Here is an 18,157-nt window from a genome sequence, read left to right as displayed (position 1 = left end):
GTCATCTTAGTTTATTCATAATAAATCAATGATTAATGAGAAGGAGGAGTTTAGAAATGGGTATGAGGAAAACAACAGGTATGATGTGTGCTGCGATACTTGCGGCCAGTATGCTGGCAACAGGATGCAGCAGCAAGACTGCAGAGCCGGCCAAAGGTGAAACAGCAGGAAAAGATGCAGGGGGAGAGGTAGCTTTAAGCTTTTCCTGGTGGGGAAATGATGACCGTCATCAGGCAACCCAGAAAGCAATTGATGCGTTTAATACCGCTCATGCAGGAAAGATCAAAGTAACAGGAGAGCCATCAGGCTTTGGCAATCTGGAAGAGACATTTGCCACCCGTTACGCAGGAGGGACTGCAGCGGACGTCATGACAGTAAACTATCCATGGGTTCTTCAGTACAGCCCTGATGGCAATGGCTTTTATGATCTGGATCAGGTAAAGGACATCTTTGATTTCAGCCAGTATGATCCGGAGTTTTTAAAATTTGGTCAGAGAGCAGGTAAGATGCAGGCTATTCCATATGGTCAGAATACCCTGGGATTTTATTTGAACAAGTCTGCATTTGAAAGAGCAGGAATCAAGGAGCTGCCAAAGACCTTTGACGAATATAAGAAAGCGGCAGAAGCATTTACAAAAGCAGATCCCAACTCTTATTTAATTGTCAGCCCCACATTTCGTTTTGCTGCCATCTACTATCTGCAGCAGAAGACAGGCAAGGGAGAGTTTGCCGACGATTTAAGCATGAATTATACACAGGAAGACTATAAAGATGCTCTGATCTGGTATAAAGATCTGGCAGATGCCCATGTATTCTGCTCCAGAAAAGATTATATTGAAAATGTAGGCAATGAGCCTGTAAGCATTGCTCAGAATGCTAAGTTTATCAACGGAGGTTATGCCGGCGTCTTAGAATGGACCGGCGGAATTGCTTCCAATGCCAAGACCTTATCGGATAAAGGTGATCAGCTGGCGATTGCACCGCTTCCAGTAATTGATGGTGCAAAATTTGAGGGAACTATGGCAAAGCCATCTTTAACCTTTGCAATTTCCAAGGATTCCAAGAATCCAAAGGCTGCCGCAGAATTCTTACAGTACATCTTAAATGATCCGGAAGGAACAAAATTAATGGGCTCCACCAGAGGAATGGTTGCTTCTAAGGCAGCAAAAGCCTCCCTGGAAGCAGATGGTCAGATTACCGGTGTTGTAAAAGATGCTTATGACTTTACTGCGAATGCAAAAGTAATCAATAACTCTCCGATTTTTGAGAATGCCAAATTTACAGACGCATATGACAAAAATTACGAGAAATTCGAATTTGGACAGAGCAGTGCAGATGATGCTGCGAAAGCAATCTTTGATGCCATCAGCGAGGAAAATGCCAAGCTGAAACAGCAATACAAATAATAGCAGAAAAAACTGCTGGTTAAGTCGTCACGCAGAGGAATGGGATTCTTCTGCGTGACTGAATCGAAGGAGGGAGCTTTTTGAAACATAGTAAAATCGGATTGTTATATATTCTTCCATGGCTGGCAGGTATAATATTTTTAACATTATATCCTTTTGTGAATGCACTTGTTATCAGCTTTACTGATTATAATCTTGTAGGTCAACCCAACTTTGTAGGATTTCAAAATTATATAGATCTGTTCCGGAATGCTGATTTTCGGTCAACCCTGACCGCCACTATAAAGTATACAATATTTACGGTACCACTTCAGCTTTCCTTTGCTTTGTTTATTGCCTATATCTTGAACTTTCAGCTGAAGGGCATTAATTTTTATCGTACTGCTTATTATATTCCGTCTTTGCTGGGAGGAAATGTTGCAGTAGCCGTGCTTTGGCGGTTTTTATTTCAACAAGATGGTTTTATCAACCGCTTTATTGGTATTTTCGGAGCAGCTCCCATACAATGGTTGTCTTCACCAAATGGAGCAATGTCTGTCATTATTTTATTGAAAGTCTGGCAGTTTGGGTCTTCCATGCTGATCTTTCTGGCGGCATTAAAAGATGTGCCCCAGGAACTGTATGAGGCGGCAAGTGTGGATGGATCTACCCGGCTTTATTCTTTTTTCCGGATTACCATTCCGCTTATCACACCCACCATTTTCTTTAATCTGGTCATGCAGATGGTAAATGCCTTCCAGGAATTTAACGGTCCCTATCTGGTAACCGGAAGAGGTCCGCTAAATGCGACTTATCTGACCTCCATGTATATTTATGACAATGCCTTTAAGTTTTTTAACATGGGGTATGCAAGCGCGGCCAGCTGGCTCTTATTTATCATTATCATGGCTGTAACAGCAATTCTCTTCGCCACACAGAACAAATGGGTATTTTATTCTGACGAAGGGAACTAAGGAGGGGACACATGAACGGGTTAAGTAAGTTAGAAAGACGCAGGCGCCGCAGGAATTTAGTCAGTGCATTCATACGTTATGGGATATTAACAGCAGTAGCTCTTGTCATGATCTATCCCATTCTCTGGCTGGTAGGAGCAACTTTTAAAACCAATAATGAAATATTTACGACGGTCAATTTTATTCCCAAAAGAATAGACTTTACTCCGTACATAGAAGGCTGGAAGACAAGAACCCAGTTTACATTTACAACCTTCTTTCTCAATACGTTTCAGTACGTAATACCAAAGATTCTGTTCTGCCTGATATCCAGCACCCTGGTTGCTTATGGGTTTGCCAGATTTCAGTTTCCATTTAAGAAATTTTTCTTTTCTTTACTTATGGCAACCATGTTTCTCCCGGCAGTGGTAACAAGAATACCTCTTTATCTGCTTTGGAAGAATCTTGGACTTTTAGATACCTATGTTCCATTAATTGCACCTACTATATTTGCCAATGAACCATTCTTTGTTTTCATGCTGATTCAGTTTCTCCGGTCCATTCCCACCTATCTTGATGAGGCGGCTACTGTGGATGGATGCAATTCCTTTGAGATCCTGATTCGCATTCTGCTGCCTGCCTTAAAACCGGCAATCGTCAGCTGTACCATTTTCCAGTTTATCTGGAGTTTTAACGATTTTCTCGGGCCCCTTATTTACGTTACCAGCTTATCCAAATATCCGGTTGCGCTGGCTCTAAAGATGTCGATCGATCAAAGCAGCGGAATTGTGGAATGGAATCAGATTCTTGCCATGTCATTTCTTGCCCTGCTTCCTGCTCTGATCCTGTTTTTTGCAGCTCAGAAGTATTTTGTGGAAGGAATCACTTCTACCGGTGCGAAAGGATAGGTGTCTATGCAAAATAAGGAAAAACGGCTTATGCTTCCCAAACTGATCAGCCACGGCTGTGTCCTGCAGACTGGAGAGAGAACAAGAATCTGGGGTCTTGCGGCTCCGGGAGAAGGTGTCTCTTTGCGGCTCTCAGACCAGGAAATCAGCTGCAAGGCAGATGGAGACGGAAACTGGGAAGCTTACTTTAATCACTTACAGCCAGGAGGACCCTTTATCATGGAATTGTCCGGGGAATCCGGTGAGACAATTCGGGTGACAGATGTTTATCTGGGGGAGGTATTCATCTGCAGCGGCCAGTCCAATATGGAACTGCCCATGAACCGGGTAAAGGACCGGTATCCCATCGAGTTTGAAAAACAGGGGGATGCCAGATTCCGGCTGTATAAAGTAAAAGAAAATTTTGAATTTCAGGAGTCTTTAAAGGATCACGTGGAAGCTTCGTGGAAGGAATGTTCTCCTGATACCATGGGAGAATTTTCCGCTGTCTCTTATTTCTTCGGAAAATTTATGCGGGAGAATAGAAATGTACCCATTGGGCTTATTAATGTAAGCCTTGGTGGGTCTTCTGTAGAAGCCTGGATGGGAGAAGAAGAGGTCAGTCAGTATTCCGATATGAAGAAAGAGCTGGAGCTATGCCAGAATCAGAAGCTTTTAGGGGAAAAAATGGCAGGGCAGACAAAGGCTCATGAGGACTGGTATAAAACCATAAGAGACCTGGAAAAAAGCATGGACTGGAACGATGACAGCTGGAAGGAAGTGACTCTTCCGGCCTTTTTGAAGGATTTCGGACTGGATCATTTTAATGGAGTTATCTGGTTTCGCAAACGGATTATGCTGCCCGGTCATCTGGAAGGAAAAAAGGCAGGACTCTGGCTGGGAACCATGGTAGACAGCGATAGAACCTATGTAAACGGCGTTCTGGTGGGAGAGACCGGATACCAGTATCCGCCCAGGAAATACAACATTCCGGAAGGCGTGCTAAAAGCGGGGGAAAATGAGATCCGCATCTGCCTGGTGTGTGAGAATGGGGCAGGAAGAGTGACTCCTGATAAGATTTACGCCTTATTTGCAGAGCAAGAAGTCATTGTCTTAGATGGCGGATGGGAATACCAAAGCAGGGCGGTGGGTGAATCTGCGCCCAGAGTGGACTTAATGTCCCAGAAACCAACCGGGCTTTATAACGGGATGCTGGCACCCTGTTTTCCCTATCTGGTAAAAGGCGTTTTGTGGTATCAGGGAGAGAGCAATGATGAGAGATCGGATTCCTATGAGGAACGGCTGAAACAGATGATTCTTCTTTGGAGAAAGATGTGGAAGGAAGAGAGTCTGCCCTTTGTAATTGCCCAGCTTCCGAATTTCTCCATTGATTTGGATGACAAGAAAGATGCCTGGCCAAGGATCAGGGAAGCACAGAGAAAAGCGGGCGGATTAAAGAATGTGGCAGTTACGGTAAATCTGGATTTAGGGGAAGATAACGACCTTCACCCGCTTAACAAACGAGAGGTAGCTTATCGTATGTCGTTGGCAGTAAGGGCCATGATATACGGGGAGCGTGTGATCTTTCGGGGGCCATGGCTCTCGGATTTCGATGTGTCAGAGCAATGGATTACTCTTATTTTTGAGACAGAAGACAAAAAAGGTCTTGTTATCCGCGGAGGAACAGGACTGGAAGAGTTTGAGATCGCAGGTGCAGACGGAGTCTATTATTCTGTGACAGGAGAAATAAAAGAAAATCAGGTTCGTATCTGCAGCAGTGAGGTAAAGCAGCCGGTATTCTTCCGGTACTGCTGGTCCAATGCTCCAAAGAAAGGCCTTTTATACAATGAAGCGGGTCTGCCTGTTTCTCCTTTTGAAATTTCAACGTTATCATACAGAAAGTCCCGGTCCGGCCAATAGCCAAACGGGACTTTTTGTATGAATTACTTGGAAACAGGAAGATACAGTTCCAGATAATGAATGGTTTTATCTGAATCCCCTTCTGTTTCCTCTTCTTTTTGCTGTTCTGGCGCGCAGCCCATGACAGGGCCGCAGTAAGCAGTTCCTGTGAGAGAATAACCCTGTTCTTTAGCCCACTCAGCTGCCTTTAGCATCTTCCCTTCATCAGGAACAAGAGAGTCGGACGCAAGAACGGTGTAAACACAGGTTTCCCATTTCAGGACAGGAAAGCGTTTTAAATCAGGATTCATCCTCATCACTGAGGAAGTTCCTTCTGATAGAAGAAAAAATTCGTCCCGGAGTTTCGCGTGTTTATCCTTAATTATGTATTCCTGGAATGGAGCACATAAGTCAGGGATTCCAAGACGGTTGATCTCTTCGCAGTCCTTGATCCTGTAATGGGTGAGAAGCGGTTTGGTTTGGTATTGGTCCAGACCCTGCTTCACGTTATCGTAAGTGATTCTCAACAGATTTAAATGCACCAGCGACTGCCGGTGAAGTTCCAGCTGTTGTTTTTCTTCTGTAATTTTTTTCTGAATCATGGAGCGGCTTGAATGAATGGAACTTTTATAAAGAATCCGCTCAATGTCTTCCAGGCTGAAATTAAGTCTTCGGTAATACATAATGCTTAACAGCCTGCTGATGTCATCATAGGTATAGCTTCGGTAACCATTTTCCTCTTTTTTCGGCTGTATGATACCCTTTCTTTCATAAAAGCGAAGGGTATCGCGGCTTAAACCTAACCGAAGGGAGACTTCTCCAATGCTGTACTTCTTCATGCTATTTCCTCGCGTTCAGTCTGTTTTATTGCCACTGTTATTCTATCACAAATTGTGACAAATTTCCCTTACGGTTTTCTTTCTATGCTTACAAAATACTAACAGAATCTATACAATTCCAATGGAGTAGATCTCCAGCCAGTAATTAATCTGGAGAAGGTAGGCAAGCATCTGAGGTCCTGCCATTAGCTGTCCATACCAGGGCTTTCCATAATCGGAAGGCTTTGCCAGAAAATGCTCCAGCTTATTCTTATCAAGGAATTCCATAACCGGCGCTTTGCTGTCAGACATCATTTCCCGCACTCTGGTTATGAGAAGCGCTTCGTAATTGGTATCATAGGTTTTGGGGTAAGGAGATTTTCTGCGGAAAAGAATTTCATCTGGTAGAAGTCCCTTGCCTGCCTGACGGAGGAGGTTCTTCACCACCCCGTCTCTTGTCTTCATATCCCAGGGAACGTTCCATACGTATTCAATAATCCTGTGGTCTGCAAAGGGAACTCTGGCTTCCAGCCCGGAATACATGCTGTCCCGGTCCATACGATTTAACAGTGTCTGCATAAACCAGCGCAGGTTCAGATAGGAAATCTCCCGCCTTCTGGCTTCTGTGGGACTGTCTTCTGACAGTAAGGGTGTCTCAGCAACTGATTTTTCATAGGTTTCCATTACATATTCATCCATATTTAAATAATTTAAAAATTCGTCATTGAGCAAGGACTTACGGGGCTGCAAATCCATGGTCCAGGGGAACGCATGGGCTTTGAAACAGTCTTCTCTGTGAAACCATGGATAACCGCCAAAGATTTCATCGGCGCATTCTCCTGTTAAAGTCACTTTATTATGAGGTTTCACCATGGAGCAGAAATGAAGCATGGAGGAATCAATATCTCCCATAGCAGGCAAATCGTGGGCCATAACGGAATCGTAAAGCCGGTCTGCCTGGGTCAGATTGTCACACTCCAGATAGTGATGATCAGAATCCAGAAACTTAACCATCAGATCCACAAAAGGCCGGTCCTGTGAGGGCTGAAAAGCACTGGCTTTAAAATACTGATCGTTATTTACAAAATCAAAGGAAAAGGTATTAAGCCTTCTGCCCTGTTTTTTCAGCTCTGCGGCACAGACTGCGGAGACAATGCTGGAATCCACGCCTCCGGACAAGAAGGTGCAAATGGGCACGTCAGAAACCATCTGCCGTTTAATAGAGTCTGTGACTAAAAACGAAGTTTTTTCAATGGTTTCCTCATAGCTGTCCTCGTGGGGATGGCTTTCCAGTTTCCAATAGGATTTTAAATGGAAGCCTTGCTGAGAGCAAAGAAGCATATGCCCTGGCAGCAGTTCCTTCATGTCTTTGAAAACTCCGCAGCCAGGAGTGCGGGCAGGTCCGATGGAAAATACTTCGTTTAATCCCTTTTTATCCAGGTAAGGACGGATACCGGGATAGGCAAAAATCCCCTTCAGTTCGGAGGCAAAGATAATTTCATCATCCCGCACAGTATAAAACAAGGGCTTTACACCGGCACGATCCCTGCATAAGCAGAGGCATTCCCGGTATGGATCCTGTATGGCGTATGCGAAGATCCCATTTAGCTGTCTGGCAAAATCAGGACCATATTCCATGTAGCCGGTAAGGATGACTTCCGTGTCGCAGGTAGTGTCAAAAGAGTGGCCTTTTTCGATTAAATCATTGCGAAGCTCTTCTGTATTATAGATTTCTCCGTTATATACAATGCAAAACGTTTTCCCTGCTTCCGTTTTTTTCATAGGCTGGCTGCCGTTTGTCAAGTCAATGATGGATAAACGGGCATGGGACAGTCCTCCATGCTCAAACAGCCAGGTGCCGGACGCATCCGGCCCCCGGTGCCTTTGAATGGCAGCCATATCCTCCAGCACGTGGGTGTAATAGGATTTATCTTTTAAGTAATCCCGGTTTGGGTTATAGAATCCGGAAATTCCACACATAATGATTCCTCCTTTGGGTGAATCGTTTATAAGAGAAAACAGGCTACAAGGAACGTCGCGGCAAATCCGATGAAAACGGGCAGCAGATTTTTTCTGGCAAGTTCCAGAGGATTGACGCTGCATATGGCTGCGACCGGTATCAGTCCCCAGGGAACGATGGTGCCGCCTCCAACATAAATTGCGGTGATCTGTCCCAAAGAGGCTAAAATGGGTACAGAGGCATTAACAGCAGAGCCCAGGGTTCCTGCAAGAGCGCCGGTTAAGGGAAGACCGGAAAAGCCGGATCCGTCAAGACCGGTCAGACTTCCAACGGCCATCTGCAGGACTGCGGCCATATATTTATTAAGAGGCGTATTGCGGGCCAGCCAGATCGCCCAGTCATTTAATATGCCCCTTTGGAACTGATCACCCAGAATATGAGAAATTCCGTCTCCTCCTAAAAAGAAAAATGCCCCGATGATAATAACGGGAGCAAATATCCGTATTGCGAAAAGAAAACCGTCGGTTACATAGAGGGTGACCTTTTCCAGCGCATGACTTCCAAAACCTGAGAAAGCGCCGATGCACATAATAAGGACTGCAGTTCCTGAAACCAGACTGGTAGCATCGCCTCCCTTTAAATCAAAGACAAGCATCAGAATGATATCGGCAGCAAAGAGCAGGGGGGTGACAAATGCCATGATAATGCCGGAAAGTCCCGGCTTGTGGTGGGTTTGTGTATCCTGTATGCTTACCTGGCTGCAGCAGGCGGAGATTTGTTTCCTGTTTAACAGATATGCGCTGACTGCGGTGACAATGCCCATTACCAGGAAAAGGGGGCGGCCTTTTGTTAAAATATCAGAAGCGGAGATCGAAGCAGCTCCTGCGGAAATGGAAGGAGCACCCTGAATGACCAGGTCATAGCTTAAGGCAAAACCGTGTCCGAATAAATTCATTGCCATGGCGGCTGCCAGTGGGTCCAGTCCGGCTTTTAAGGCAAAAGGAAGCATAATAGCGCCGATTAATGCCACAGAAGGAGAGGGCCAGAGAAACAGGGAAAAAAGAAACATGGTAAAGCCCAGAATCCACCAGGTAACCGAAGGCGATTTCATCACCTTAGACATGGGAATCATCATGATGTAGTCACTGCCTAAATCCTTTAAGCATTTTGACAAAGCGGTAATTAAAGCAATGGTTGCAATAATCTCCGTAAATTCCTTTGCTGCAAATACAATGGCTTTAAATACGGTCATAATACCGCCGGTTATGGTTCCGAGCCCTACGACGCCAATCAGGAATAAAAAGGCGATGCAGACCAAAGGAGTATCCCGCCGTAAAATCATCACTGTGAGTATTGTAAGAACGCCTGCCAGGTAAAGGTAATGCAAGGGCGTAAGCACCAGATTGGTATCAATCATAGGAATCACTCCTGGGAAATAATATAATCTATTGTATGAAGTAAGGGAACGGCCAGTGTGATTTTTTAAGAGGAACTTGAATTTTTCAGTTCAGGCTTTTATACTGGATTCTATAAAGGAGATATCTTATGCAGATTATTTCGGTTCATATTAAGAATTTTAAGTCAATTGAGGACATGGAGATTACGGACATAGAAAATGCCCTGATCCTGGTGGGAAAGAACAATACCGGAAAAACAGGAATCCTGGATGCCATAAGGGCTGCAGCCAATGGGTATGATGTAACAAAAGAGGATTTTAACGAGAAAAAACAGAAAATCGAGATTATTATGACTCTGGCAATCACCCAGGAGGATTTAGAATTATTTCACCGCGCGGGAATTGTCAGTCAGTATAAGCGGTTTGATACCTGGCTCCACGATTTTATGACAAAGCTTCCTTCTTATGAGGAGGGGAAGTTATCCTTTACCTTTCAGGCTAGCTGGAACGGAGAGACCAGGTTCTTTGACGGTTATCATAAAAACAACCGGTATATCAAAGAGGTCATCCCCAGACTGTACTACATTGATTCCCAGAGAGAGCTGAATCAGTTTCAGAATGATCTTCTGCTTTTTCAGGAAGATGACCAGCTGTCCAGGCTAAGAAATCATGTCTGTATCTTTGACAGTGCCAGAGCATGCAGCCAGTGTTTTCAGTGTATCGGACTGATTAATCAGAAGAAGCCGGAAGAACTGGCAGTGTATGAAACAGCCAAGCTTTTGGAGTATAAGATGTACCAGCTGAATTTAAATGATTTTGCTGCCAGAGTCAATGAGAATTACAGAAAGAACGGTGGGTATGAAGAAATCCGTTTTTCCCTGGTCTGCGATCCCAATGAGATGTTTAAGGTGACGGCAGAGACCTATCATGAGGAACGGGAGAAAACAAGTCCCATCAGCAATTTAAGCAACGGCATGAGAAGTTTATACATGTTGTCCCTTCTGGAAGCATATACAGAGGATGGAAAGAGAATTCCCAATATTATCATTGTAGAGGATCCTGAAATTTTTCTTCACCCACAGCTTCAGAAGGCTTCCAGTGAGATCCTGTACCGTTTGTCCAAAAAGAACCAGGTGATTTTCACCACTCATTCACCCAATATGCTGTTTAATTTCACCAGACGGCAGATCCGGCAGGTGGTTCTTGACAGGGGAGGATACTCGGTGGTAAAGGAGAAAACGGATATTGATGTGATTTTAGATGATCTGGGGTACGGTGCCATTGATCTTTTAGGTGTAAGCTTTGTATTTATAGTGGAAGGAAAGCAGGACAAGAGCAGACTTCCCCTATTACTTGAGAAGTACTATTCGGAGATCTATGACAAAGAAGGAAATCTGTCCAGAATTTCCATCATCACCACCAACAGCTGTACCAATATCAAAACCTATGCCAATTTAAAATATATGAATCAGGTTTATTTAAGGGATCAGTTTTTAATGATCCGGGATGGGGATGGAAAAGATCCGGAGGAGCTTGCGGGGGAGCTGTGCCGGTATTACGATGAGAGGGGCAGGGACGAGATAGACCGGCTCCCTAAGGTAACCAGAAGGAATGTGCTTATATTAAAATATTATTCCTTTGAAAACTATTTCTTTAATCCAAAGATCATGGAACAGCTGGGAATCGTGGAGAGTGAGGAGGCATTTTACCGGATATTATTTGAAAAATGGAACGAGTATCTTCACCGGCTAAAAAGCGGAAAACAGTTTTTGGAGGCAGTGGGAAAGAACATGGAAAGTCCGGAAGAATTAAAGGAGCATATGGAGGAATTCAAACTATATATGCGTGGACACAATCTGTTTGACATCTTCTACGGACCCTATAAGAAGCAGGAAGGAGAGATTTTAAGAAGATATATTGATCTGGCTCCGAGAGAGGATTTTAAAGATATACTGGATGCTACGGACCGGTTCGTATATTTTGAAAGCAGAAAAATGGAAAAATAAAAAAAGGCAAGAAAGTGCTATTACTTGGACAAATAAAAGCACGCTTTTTTACGTCATTTATATTATAATCAGGGTAAGAGATTTTACCAGGAGGTAAGAGGATGAATTATCTGATAGGGATCGATGTGGGAACATCGGCAACAAAGACCGTTCTGTTTGATGAGAAAGGACAGGTAGTGGTTTCAGCCTCCAGAGAGTATCCGCTTTACCAGCCGGAGAATGGCTGGGCGGAGCAGAAGCCGGAGGATTGGCGGGATGCAGTTCTGGAGACGATTTCCCAGGTAGTAAAGGAATCCAAAGTTTCAAAAGAGGATATTAAGGGAATTGGTTTATCCGGTCAGATGCATGGCCTTGTCATGCTTGATGAGAAGAATGAAGTGATTCGCCCCTCCATTATCTGGTGCGACCAGAGAACTGGTGCGGAGGTAGAAGATATGCGTTCCATTATGCCCAGAGAACGGTGGATTGAGATTACGGCAAACCCGCCGTTAACCGGCTGGACAGCAGCCAAGATCTTATGGGTTAAGAAGAATGAGCCGGAGAATTACAGCCGGTGCAGACACATTCTTCTGCCCAAGGATTACATAAGGTTTGTACTCACTGGAGACTACGCTACAGAGGTGTCTGATGCCAGCGGTATGCAGCTTCTTGATGTACCGGGCAGATGCTGGTCAGAAGAAGTGCTTGAAAAGCTGGATATTGATCCGGCACTTTTGGGTAAGGTATATGAATCCTGTGAAGTGACTGGCACGGTTCTTCCTGAGATTGCAGAGAAGACAGGTTTATCTGAGGAAACCAAGGTAGTCGGCGGAGCTGGAGATAATGCTGCAGCGGCAGTGGGTACCGGAGTAGTTAAGGATGGAACTGCCTTTACGACAATCGGAACCTCTGGTGTAGTATTTGCCCACAGCAGCCAGGTTACCATTGATCCCAAGGGAAGAGTTCATACCTGTTGCTGCGCCGTACCAGGTGCCTGGCATGTGATGGGGGTTACCCAGGGAGCAGGTCTTTCTTTGAAGTGGTTTAAGGATCAGTTCTGCGGTGATTATGTGAAGGAAGCTGAGAAAGAGAAGATTGATGTCTATGACATTATCAATAAAGAAGTTGCACAGGTGGAAGCCGGCAGTGGGCGGCTCTTATATCTCCCTTATCTGATGGGAGAGAGGACACCCCATCTTGATCCGGACTGCAGAGGCGTATTTTTCGGTCTTTCCGCCATACACACAAGAGCGAATATGCTGCGTGCCGTTATGGAGGGAGTTTCCTATTCCTTAAGCGACTGCAATGACATTTTAAAAGAGATGGGAATTGATGTGGAGCAGATGATGGCGTGCGGAGGCGGAGGTAAAAGTCCGGTATGGCGTCAGATGCTTGCAGATATGTATGAGTGCAGTGTAAAAACAGTGGCTCAGACAGAAGGACCAGCCTTAGGGGTGGCGATTCTTGCAGGAGTGGGCTGCGGCATATATGAGAGTGTGGAATCTGCCTGTGAAGCGCTGATCTGTGAAGACAAGTCAACGGAGCCTGATGCAGAAAAAGCAGAGATATATAAAAATTATCACCAGCTTTACAAGAAGCTTTATGAGGATTTAAAAGGCAGTTATAAGATACTGGCAGGTTTATAAATCACAGGTTTACCAACAGAAAGCAGGAGGACTAAAATATGCGTTTTTTTATTGATACGGCAAATGTGGAAGAAATCAGAATGGCAGATGAGATGGGAATTATATGCGGAGTAACCACCAATCCATCTCTGATCGCAAAGGAAGGACGTATTTTTAAAGAAGTAATCGGAGAAATTGCTTCTATCGTAGACGGTCCCATCAGTGGGGAAGTGAAAGCGACAACTACGGATGCAAAGGGCATGATTGAAGAAGGAAGGGATATTGCGGCAATCCATCCCAATATGGTAGTGAAGATTCCCATGACTCCGGAAGGTTTAAAGGCCGTTAAGGTTCTTCATTCCGAAGGAATCAAAACCAATGTTACTCTTGTATTTTCCTGCGCCCAGGCTCTACTTGCTGCAAGAGCAGGTGCTACTTATGTATCACCATTTTTAGGCCGTCTTGATGATATTTCCATGCCTGGAATTGATTTGATCAGTGATATTATGGAGATTTTTCAGATTCATGGAATTGAGACCGAGATTATCGCGGCCAGTGTGCGCAACCCCATTCATGTCATAGACTGTGCAAAGGCTGGAGCGGACATTGCTACAGTTCCTTATAAGGTACTTCTGCAGATGACCGGTCATCCGTTAACAGATCAGGGAATTGAGAAGTTTAAGAAGGATTATCTGGCAGTTTTCGGAGAATAAATGAAAAGAGAGGGATTATTATGGGCTTAGACATAAAACCAGTAACGGATCCGGCCTTTCGTGCTTATGGAAAGGTTGTAACGGGTTATGAAATTGGTGATCTTCTGGAGAAGATGGAGCATACTCCCCTTCCGGATGATGTGACATACGTTGCCTCCGTACAGGAACTGGAAGCACTTTCTGTCTGCAAAGAGATGGAGAAGAATTTATACGGACAGATGCCGATACAGGTTGGGTTTTGCAACGGTCACAATAAGAAATTAAATGCTGCGGAGTATCACAGGAATTCCGAGATTAACATTGCTGCCACTGATCTGGTGCTGATTCTTGGAAAACAGCAGGATATTACACCGGAATACACCTATGATTCAGGTAATATGGAAGCATTTCTTATTCCAAAGGGAACGGTAGTGGAGGTTTATGCGACTACGCTTCATTATGCACCCTGCCATACAGAGGAAGGCGGTTTCCGTTGTGTGGTAATTCTTCCCAAGGGAACCAATACTGATTTATCACCTCTTGATAAGACAGTAAACAAAGAGGATACGCTGTTGTTTGCAAAGAACAAATGGCTGATCGGACATGAAGAGGGCGGTCTTCCTAAAGAAGCCTATATTGGTATCACAGGAGAAAATCTTACTATTTAAAGAATGATAAAAAAGGATGGGCTTATAAGAAAGCCTTAAGATAACAGGAGGAGTCATAATATGAATAATATCCCGGAATTAAAAGTAGGTATCGTTGCAGTCAGCAGAGATTGTTTCCCGGAAACATTGTCTGTAAACAGAAGGAAAGCTCTGGTTGAAGCTTATGGAACAAAGTATGATGCAGCCAATATTTATGAGTGTCCAGTATGTATCGTAGAAAGCGAAATACATATGGTACAGGCATTGGAAGATGTTAAAAACGCAGGCTGTAATGCACTGGTTGTTTATCTTGGTAACTTTGGACCGGAGATTTCCGAAACCCTTCTTGCCAAGCATTTTGACGGACCGGTTATGTTTATTGCAGCTGCAGAGGAAAGCGGAGACAGTTTAACCCAGGGCAGAGGAGATGCTTACTGTGGAATGTTAAACGCAAGCTATAATTTAAAGCTGAGAAATATTAAAGCATATATCCCGGAATATCCGGTTGGAACTGCCGCAGAATGTGCAGATATGATAGAAGAATTCCTTCCAATCGCCAGATCTTTAGTAGGTCTTTCCAGCTTAAAGATCATCAGCTTTGGACCGCGCCCATTAAACTTCCTGGCTTGCAATGCTCCAATCAAGCAGCTTTATAATCTGGGCGTTGAGATTGAGGAAAACTCAGAACTTGATTTATTTGAAGCGTTTAATAAGCATGCAGGAGATCCCAGAATTCCTGATGTAGTAAAAGATATGGAAGCAGAATTAGGAGGGGGAAATAAAAAACCGGATATTCTTCCAAAGCTTGCTCAGTATGAGCTTACTTTATTAGACTGGGTAGAGCAGCACAGAGGATATCGTAAGTATGTTGCCATTGCCGGAAAATGCTGGCCTGCATTCCAGACTCAGTTTGGATTTGTTCCCTGCTATGTAAACAGCCGTTTAACCGGAATGGGGATTCCTGTATCCTGTGAAGTTGATATCTACGGAGCGCTCAGTGAGTTTATCGGCACCTGTGTGAGCTTAGATGCTGTAACCCTTCTTGATATTAACAATACGGTTCCGGATGATATGTATGAAGGCGATATCAAAGGAAAGCACAACTATACACACCAGGATACTTTTATGGGATTCCACTGCGGAAATACCTGCTCCAGAAAGCTTTCCTCATGCTCTATGAAATATCAGATGATTATGGCAAGAACCCTTCCAGAAGAGGTGACTCAGGGAACATTGGAGGGAGATATTCTTCCAGGAGATATCACATTCTTCCGTTTACAGAGCACTGCAGATAATATTCTTCGCGCTTATGTTGCCCAGGGTGAAGTACTTCCTGTAGCAACCCGCTCCTTCGGTTCCATTGGAATTTTTGCCATTCCAGAGATGGGAAGATTCTACCGCCATGTGCTGATCGAGAAGAATTATCCTCATCATGGTGCGGTTGCGTTCGGGCATTATGGTAAGGCTTTATTTGAAATATTTAAATACCTTGGTGTGGAAGAGATTGGATTTAACCAGCCTAAGGGAATGCTTTACAAGACTGAAAACCCGTTTTCTTTATAATCAGACGGAAAAGATTTTGTTATAATATAGTATAAAGAGGCAGGAGGAAAGCTATCCGTTTCGGATAGGACTTTCCTCCTGTTTTTGATTGTTATAGTGTCCTCTGTTATAGTACGGTCAAGGGTTGAGTTGAATTGAATCATTTTTTTTGAGTGCAAAAATGGGTCTTATAACATTATCTACACCGCATCCTCTCCAATGTATTACGTATTATGGAGGAACGTGACAGGGACGATTACATTCAAGCTCATTGATCAGGCGTCCTCTATGATGACGCACTAAAGAGGAGGGACAATAAAAACGACAATACAACGACTTTTAGGGCTTGCCCTGATACTTATCTCTTTTGCAGTGATTGCACTTGCATGGACTGGGACAACCCCGGAGGAGCGTGACGTGACAGTCATATTGATTACTTTGCCCCTGGGTATATACGCAATGGTTACAAGTTCGGAAGCATAAATTATACGCTCGCTGCTACTTCCCAGGTGGTATGACACCTTCAGGGGGCCTTAAGAATTACATCTATGAAACGGGTTTGTTTTTTCTTATTTATTTTGTCCGTTTTTCTAAAGAGATTGTTGCACTTGGATATATAAAATCTTTAAAACAACGGTTTCTAGATAAAAAATATATAATAAATAATCCAATCTTATATAGATTGCGTCACAAGACAAAAAAAAGTTTATTCTATTATTCGGACAGAATCTATTTGGTGCCATACATAATATAAAATGCAGTTGGAAAGTCCTCCGTTTTGGATAGAACTTACCTGCTATTTCTGTTTTTGGAGGATCAAAGCCCATAGTATCGAAATTCATTTAAGCAACATACATTATTAATAGGCGTATTTCTAAGGACGCCTTATTGATACGATTGGAGGATTCTATATGGCTAACAATGCTCTTCAGATAGAATTAAATGCAGCGATAAGCGTAGCTTCCGGTGCAAATGTACTTTTTGATACAATTGTTTATTTATCTGGCAATATCACTTACAATCCGGCTACGGGAATCATTACATTCCTTGAAGCTGGAAGATATGTGTTTGATTGGTGGCTGGCAACACAATCATCCCAATCAACAAATGGGACATCCTTTGCCTTAACCTCTTCTCAGGGAGATGTTTTAGAAGGAGCTTCTCCTATAAAAACGGGGGAGGTAGTAGGTGTTAGTATTATTGAAGTAGCCGTTGCCCCTGTTACGGTTTCTCTCGTGAATAACAGCAATGCTACCGTATTCTTTTCACAGATAGTTCCGTTAAAAGGTACCCTGGTAGTGGTTCAGGATGATTTAAGCGGAACTGGTCCAACGGGAGATACGGGCCCAACTGGAGCAACAGGTCCGACGGGAGCAACCGGCCCTACGGGGGATACTGGTCCGACTGGAGCAACAGGCCCGACAGGAGCAACAGGCCCGACAGGAGATACCGGCCCAACCGGAGATACGGGTCCGACAGGAGCGACAGGCCCGACAGGAGATACCGGCCCGACAGGAGATACCGGTCCAACCGGAGATACCGGCCCGACAGGTGACACAGGTCCGACAGGAGATACCGGTCCAACCGGAGATACCGGTACGACAGGAGATACTGGTCCAACGGGAGATACTGGACCGACAGGAGACACAGGCCCAACCGGAGATACCGGTCCGACAGGTGACACAGGCCCAACGGGAGATACCGGTCCTACAGGAGACACGGGCCCAACCGGAGATACCGGCCCAACCGGAGATACCGGTCCAACGGGAGCGACAGGCCCAACCGGAGATAACGGCCCGACAGGAGATACTGGTCCTACAGGCGACACAGGCCCAACGGGAGATACTGGTCCAACGGGAGATACTGGTCCAACGGGAGATACTGGTCCAACGGGAGATACTGGTCCGACAGGTGACACAGGCCCAACGGGAGATACCGGTCCAACGGGAGCGACAGGCCCAACGGGAGATACCGGCCCGACAGGAGATACTGGTCCAACAGGTGACACCGGCCCAACGGGAGATACCGGTCCAACCGGAGCCACCGGCCCAACCGGAGATACCGGTCCAACAGGAGATACTGGTCCAACGGGAGCCACCGGTCCAACGGGAGATACCGGCCCGACAGGAGATACCGGTCCAACGGGAGCCACCGGCCCAACCGGAGATACCGGTCCAACAGGAGATACCGGCCCGACGGGAGATACCGGTCCAACAGGAGATACCGGTCCTACAGGAGCCACCGGTCCAACGGGAGATACCGGCCCAACAGGAGATACCGGCCCAACAGGTCCAACAGGCCCGACGGGAGATACCGGCCCAACGGGAGATACTGGTCCAACAGGCCCGACGGGAGATACCGGCCCAAC

The 18,157-nt window shown here is 44.9% G+C and carries 13 protein-coding genes; 10 read left to right on the top strand and 3 right to left on the bottom strand.

Features of this window, described 5'->3' with window-relative positions:
- The first annotated feature begins 56 nt into the window (after positions 1-56).
- The 4 genes from ABS301_RS06045 (at position 57) to ABS301_RS06030 (ending at position 5,145) form a co-directional block, all read left to right on the top strand.
- Positions 57-1,406, top strand: coding sequence for an ABC transporter substrate-binding protein (locus ABS301_RS06045; RefSeq protein WP_349671364.1), 1,350 nt, complete (start codon positions 57-59; stop codon positions 1,404-1,406).
- 80 nt (positions 1,407-1,486) lie between these two features.
- The gene (locus tag ABS301_RS06040) at positions 1,487-2,359 is read left to right on the top strand and encodes a carbohydrate ABC transporter permease (protein ID WP_349671363.1); all 873 of its coding nucleotides are present in this window, start codon (positions 1,487-1,489) and stop codon (positions 2,357-2,359) included.
- Positions 2,360-2,370: 11 nt separating this feature from the next.
- On the top strand, positions 2,371-3,246 hold the full coding sequence (locus ABS301_RS06035) for a carbohydrate ABC transporter permease (RefSeq protein WP_349671362.1): 876 nt from the start codon (positions 2,371-2,373) through the stop codon (positions 3,244-3,246).
- Positions 3,247-3,252: 6 nt separating this feature from the next.
- A complete protein-coding gene (locus tag ABS301_RS06030; RefSeq protein ID WP_349671361.1) occupies positions 3,253-5,145 on the top strand; it encodes a sialate O-acetylesterase in 1,893 nt (630 codons plus the stop codon).
- 23 nt (positions 5,146-5,168) lie between these two features.
- Here ABS301_RS06030 and ABS301_RS06025 read toward each other — a convergent pair whose 3' ends face one another.
- The 3 genes from ABS301_RS06025 to ABS301_RS06015 form a co-directional block, all read right to left on the bottom strand.
- Positions 5,169-5,963 (bottom strand): MerR family transcriptional regulator, encoded by a 795-nt coding sequence (locus ABS301_RS06025; protein ID WP_349671360.1) that lies wholly within the window; start codon positions 5,961-5,963, stop codon positions 5,169-5,171.
- A gap of 108 nt (positions 5,964-6,071) precedes the next feature.
- Positions 6,072-7,922, bottom strand: coding sequence for an asparagine synthase (glutamine-hydrolyzing) (gene asnB, locus ABS301_RS06020; RefSeq protein ID WP_349671359.1), 1,851 nt, complete (start codon positions 7,920-7,922; stop codon positions 6,072-6,074).
- 26 nt (positions 7,923-7,948) lie between these two features.
- A complete protein-coding gene (locus ABS301_RS06015; protein ID WP_349671358.1) occupies positions 7,949-9,319 on the bottom strand; it encodes a citrate transporter in 1,371 nt (456 codons plus the stop codon).
- A 128-nt stretch (positions 9,320-9,447) separates the two neighbouring features.
- Between ABS301_RS06015 and ABS301_RS06010 the strand changes: the two genes are divergently transcribed.
- The 6 genes from ABS301_RS06010 to ABS301_RS05985 all read left to right on the top strand — a co-directional run.
- Positions 9,448-11,304 carry an ATP-dependent nuclease gene (locus ABS301_RS06010; protein WP_349671357.1) on the top strand — a complete coding sequence of 619 codons (1,857 nt, stop codon included), beginning with the start codon at positions 9,448-9,450 and terminating at the stop codon, positions 11,302-11,304.
- A gap of 101 nt (positions 11,305-11,405) precedes the next feature.
- Positions 11,406-12,929, top strand: coding sequence for a xylulokinase (xylB, locus tag ABS301_RS06005; protein ID WP_349671356.1), 1,524 nt, complete (start codon positions 11,406-11,408; stop codon positions 12,927-12,929).
- A gap of 38 nt (positions 12,930-12,967) precedes the next feature.
- Positions 12,968-13,621, top strand: coding sequence for a fructose-6-phosphate aldolase (gene fsa, locus ABS301_RS06000; protein WP_349671355.1), 654 nt, complete (start codon positions 12,968-12,970; stop codon positions 13,619-13,621).
- Between the two features lie 20 nt (positions 13,622-13,641).
- Positions 13,642-14,268, top strand: coding sequence for a DUF4867 family protein (locus ABS301_RS05995; RefSeq protein WP_349671354.1), 627 nt, complete (start codon positions 13,642-13,644; stop codon positions 14,266-14,268).
- A 60-nt stretch (positions 14,269-14,328) separates the two neighbouring features.
- The gene (locus tag ABS301_RS05990; protein WP_349671353.1) at positions 14,329-15,810 is read left to right on the top strand and encodes an L-fucose/L-arabinose isomerase family protein; all 1,482 of its coding nucleotides are present in this window, start codon (positions 14,329-14,331) and stop codon (positions 15,808-15,810) included.
- 890 nt (positions 15,811-16,700) lie between these two features.
- Positions 16,701-18,157: hypothetical protein (locus ABS301_RS05985; protein ID WP_349671352.1), on the top strand; the 1,457-nt coding region annotated here is incomplete at its 3' end.

It is taken from the genome of Lacrimispora sp. (genome assembly GCF_031982545.1).
Classification (GTDB): Bacteria; Bacillota; Clostridia; order Lachnospirales; family Lachnospiraceae; genus Lacrimispora.
Note: the sequence above shows the minus strand (reverse complement) of the source record. Positions and strands in the feature narration are given on the sequence as shown.